Origin of the sequence: Bradyrhizobium sp., assembly GCF_016462955.1 — a bacterium.
GTDB lineage: Bacteria > Pseudomonadota > Alphaproteobacteria > Rhizobiales > Xanthobacteraceae > Bradyrhizobium.
Genome location: NZ_JAEMSD010000344.1, coordinates 5,478 through 7,510, shown reverse-complemented (window position 1 = coordinate 7,510; position 2,033 = coordinate 5,478). Strand labels below are relative to the sequence as shown.

Here is a 2,033-nt window from a genome sequence, read left to right as displayed (position 1 = left end):
GCGGCACATTGCAGCAGGGCGAGACATCGTCGATCCGCATTGGAGGGGTTGCGACGACGCTGCCTGCCGCGCTGCTCACAAGCGGCGGCTTCGGCTCGTATACGATCGAATCGGTTGAAGACCAGTGGTCCGGCGCGAAGGCCAGTATCGTCGTTTCAAGCGGAACCAATCTGACTCTGCAGCAGAGAAACCTCGCAAGTCTGTTCGATTATTCCACGACACCGACCGGCACCAAGCTCGGCCAGTCAGGCGCGACACAGCTTGCGCTGCTGCCGGACAATCAGCGCAAGTCCGTCGATCTGACGCTCAAGGCCGACCATATTACGCTTGATACCGGGTCGGTGATCGCCACCGATCCCAAGGCGAACATCGTGTTGGCGGCTGTTAACGACAGCCGCGCAGACCTCAAGCCGTCGGATCCGCTTTGGACCGTTGCTGCGCAATCGGTCGAACTGCGCGGGGCCATCATCAATCACGGCGGATCCGTCTTCATCAATTCAAAGAGCACGCATCTCTCGTCCGGCGCTGCGGTCGATTTGTCGGGAGCGATCGTTGCCAATTCGCTGTTCGGGACGGTCAACGGCCCGCTCACCAGCGGGAGCTACATCGCAGGCGGAACGTTCGCGGTCGAAACCGGTGACCTCAGCTTGGTGTTCGGTCAGGCCTATTACGCTTACGCCGCCGGGGCGGGGTTTCTCGTTGCCGACGCTGGCGCCGTGGTCGACGTCTCCGGGGCGGCCGGCAGCATCCAGGTGGCCAATGGCCGGAATTCGCCGACCACGCAATGGGCGTGGAGCGATGCCGGCACCGTCAGCGCGAATGTTACCGGGTTGGCCTGGGGTGGCAGCTTTGCAGCGGCTGGCGGCCGATATGCCGCCAGCGAGGGCAGCGTGAAGTCGGACACGCGAGCGAGCGGTGGTACCGTCCTGATCGGTGGCGGCGCGATCAAACTTCGCCAGGACACGTCGGAGGTGATGGCCGCGGTGAATGCCTACGCCGCGGGATCTCAGCCTGGAGCTTTGCTCGTAGCGGCAGACCAACTTGCCCAATTCGACAACGTCTTTCTCTACGCGGCGGGCGCTCAGGGTGGGGCGAGCCGCATCTTCACCGACCGCCCCGGCAACATCTATGGCATCGCTGCGCCCTCATGGAGCACCCTGTCGATCTCGGGTCCACTGAACTGGAGCGTGAACGGCCGTCTCGAAATCGCGGCGGGGGTTATCAGCGCGCCCGCGAGTGCGGCCGATGTCCGCTTCTCCGCGCCTTATGTTCTCCTCGCCGGAAGCGGCCGCGCGCCGGCCAGCGGAAGCAGCACGCTGACCGTCAACGCGCGCACCATCGACCTTCAGGGCGCGCAAGGGGTTGCGAAGACCGGAACTCCGACGATGGGCCTCGATTTCTCAGGCTTCGGCCAGGTCAATCTGATCGCCAGCCAGGACATCCGGCTCGGCACGCTCAAGGTCGCCAACGGGCTCAAGACTAACCCGGCGACGGACACCAGCCCGACCGCCGAGCAGTCGAGCTTTACCGGCAATCTCGTGACGGCAGGCGATCTGCTGTTCTCAGCCCAGCGCATCTATCCCGTCACCGCCGTCACGTTCGGCATCGAAACGCCGGGCAGCGTCAAGTTCTTCGCGCCTGAAGGCAGCGGCACTACCGTTCCGCTATCGGCGGGCGGCGGCATCACCGTGCGCGCGGCAACCATCGAGCAGGCAGGCAATCTGTTTGCGCCGCTCGGCACCATCACGCTCGGCAATACCGATGCGGCCGTATCGCCGATCATCACCCAATCGGTGGTGCTGGCGCCGGGAAGCCTCACCTCTGTCACCCTGGCCGACACAACCGTGCCCTATGGCGCCACCTCGGACGGCACGGATTGGTACTACAACGCCAGTCTCTATCCGCTGACGGCGCCGCCCTCCAAGGGACTCATCCTGTCGGGTTCGACGGTGACGCGCGCAGACGGCTCCACCATCGATCTGCGCGGTGGCGGCGATCTCCAGGCCGCGGAATGGATCCAGGGCAAGGGAGGC

General features: G+C 64.8%; 1 protein-coding gene. It reads left to right on the top strand.

Annotated features, from left to right (window positions below; translation table 11 throughout):
* The coding region (locus tag JHD07_RS27545; RefSeq protein ID WP_291627790.1) for a hypothetical protein at positions 1–2,033 on the top strand (2,033 nt) is incomplete at both ends.